Source organism: Actinocatenispora comari (assembly GCF_017312725.1).
GTDB classification, from domain to species: domain Bacteria; phylum Actinomycetota; class Actinomycetes; order Mycobacteriales; family Micromonosporaceae; genus Actinocatenispora; species Actinocatenispora comari.
Genome location: NZ_BOPO01000008.1, coordinates 74,258 through 76,150, shown reverse-complemented (window position 1 = coordinate 76,150; position 1,893 = coordinate 74,258). Strand labels below are relative to the sequence as shown.

Genomic DNA, 1,893 nt, shown 5'->3' with positions numbered 1-1,893 from the left:
GCGTCAGAAGTCGCCTTCGGCGACCTGCGTCAGAAGTCGCCTTCGGCGACCGGCGTCAGAAGTCGCCTTCGGCGACCTGGAAGACGGTGAGGCCGAGACCGCGCCAGGCCCGCACCACCTGGTCGCGGTCGTCCAGCACCAGCAGCACGTCGTACCGCGGCTCGATGTGCTCGCGGTAGAGCTCCGACTTGACCACCCAGTCCTTGCGGCGATCGCCGGCCCGGCGCATGTGCAGCCCCTCGTACGCCACCGCGACGTGCTCGCCCAGCCAGCGCTCGGTGGCCGCCCGGCAGCCGTCGGTGCGCCCGGAGCAGAACACGATCCGCTGCCCCGCCGCGTGCAGCGCCCGCACGGCGGCGATCACCGGCAGGTTCGGCGTGTCCAGGTGGACCCGGCTCTCGTCGTACGGCGAGCGGTCGCCGCGCAGCGCCACCGTCCCGTCCACGTCGACCAGCACCGCGCTCGGCCGCCTCGTCACGCCACGCCCTCCGTCCATCGTGCCGCCCGCACCGATCGCAGCCAGCGCTCGACGGTCGGCTCGTCCGGCCGGTCCGGCAGCGCGCTGCGCGCGGTGTCCATCGTGTCGCGGGCCCGCTCCAGCAGTCGCCGCGCAGCGGCGAGATCGCCGTCGGCCACCCGCTCGCCGAAGGCGCGCACCCCGGCCGGGTCGGCCAGCCGGATCCGCACGGTACCGGTCCGGTACAACTCCTCGCCCTGCGCCACCAGCCGGGCCAGGTGCCGGGCGTGCTTGGCGTCCCGGCGCCGCACCCGCGCACGGTCCGCCGCCGGCACCGCATCCCCACCGGACAGCGCCCGCAGCTGGCGGGTCGCGTAGCCCAGGTACGCGTCGCGCACCCGCGGCGCGGACAGGAACGCGGCGCGGATCGCGATCAGCTGCTCACCCAGCCCGGTCCGCACCTCGTACTCCTCGGCGGGCAGCCAGACCAGTTCGGTGACGGTCGGGTTGGCGTTCAGCGCCAGCCGGCACCACTTCGCCGCCTCGTGCATCGTCACGTCCGGCGCGGTGGTCACCACCGACTCGGCCGGCCGGCGCAGCCCGTGCAGCTCGACGGTCGGTACCGCGAAGACGCCGAGCCGGTCGACGTCCGAGCCTGGTCCGGCCAGGCCGTACGCGGTGGAGCCGACCACGCCGGACAGCAACACGTGCATCGTCGTCTCCCCCCGGTACCGGTCGAGCGGCAGGTTATGCGGCGGCCGGAACGGACACAACCGGGTTGCCGAGCGGTACCGGCAGCAGACCGGGACGGGCCGCCCAGGCCGGCCGGAAATGTCACACCCGGCCGCTAGCGTCAGGGGCGAATCCCGCACCGATCCGGCTCGACGCTCGTGCCCTGAGGCGCGCCGAGGGCCGGTCTGTCGCCCGCGACATTCCGGGCCGGCGATCGGGTGCCGCACCGTTTACGTTCGTATACAGTGGAGATGGTCGTGGACGAGACCTACCGGTTCGACGACGAGAGCTACCGCCACCTGGGCGCGGCGGGCGTCGGCTGGCAGTCGGTGCTCGACGTGCTGCACGCCCGGCCGCGGCTGCGGCAGCACCTCGGCGGCGTGCTGCGGGTGGCCGCCGCCGACCGGGACGGCCGGTGGCTGACCGTGGCCCTGATCGAGGAGGGCGACGACGGCTACCTGGTGGTCTCGGCCCGCGATCTGTCCGACCCGGAGCAGGCGACGGTGCGCCGGCTGATCGAGGGAGGCTCCGCATGAGCGAGCGCCAGCGAGCGAATCATGGGCATTGCGCGACATGGTGGCTCATGAACGTTCCGACGAAGGAGGAACGCTCATGAGTGCGCGCCAGCGAGCGAATCATGGGTGCAGCGCGACTCGGTGCCTCATGAACGTTCCGACGAAGGAGGAACGCTCATGAGTGCGCGC

At 73.3% G+C, this 1,893-nt stretch carries 3 protein-coding genes; 1 reads left to right on the top strand and 2 read right to left on the bottom strand.

Annotated features, from left to right (window positions below; all coding sequences use genetic code 11):
- Positions 1–55: 55 nt before the first annotated feature.
- Both NUM_RS04885 and NUM_RS04880 read right to left on the bottom strand, forming a co-directional pair.
- On the bottom strand, positions 56–478 hold the full coding sequence (locus tag NUM_RS04885; RefSeq protein WP_207123339.1) for a phosphatase domain-containing protein: 423 nt from the start codon (positions 476–478) through the stop codon (positions 56–58).
- Entirely contained in the window at positions 475–1,329 is an 855-nt protein-coding gene (locus NUM_RS04880; protein WP_308440538.1) for a nucleotidyltransferase domain-containing protein, read from the bottom strand. Before NUM_RS04880 ends, NUM_RS04885 begins: the two co-directional genes overlap by 4 nt.
- 111 nt (positions 1,330–1,440) lie before the next feature.
- Here NUM_RS04880 and NUM_RS04875 point away from each other — a divergent pair, with 111 nt between their 5' ends.
- Positions 1,441–1,725 (top strand): hypothetical protein, encoded by a 285-nt coding sequence (locus tag NUM_RS04875; RefSeq protein WP_030444380.1) that lies wholly within the window; start codon positions 1,441–1,443, stop codon positions 1,723–1,725.
- Positions 1,726–1,893: the final 168 nt, after the last annotated feature.

Bases quoted from the DNA above. Each gene is read 5' to 3' on its own strand.
- NUM_RS04875 (WP_030444380.1), top strand. From the start codon at position 1,441: ATGGTCGTGGACGAGACCTACCGGTTCGACGACGAGAGCTACCGCCAC.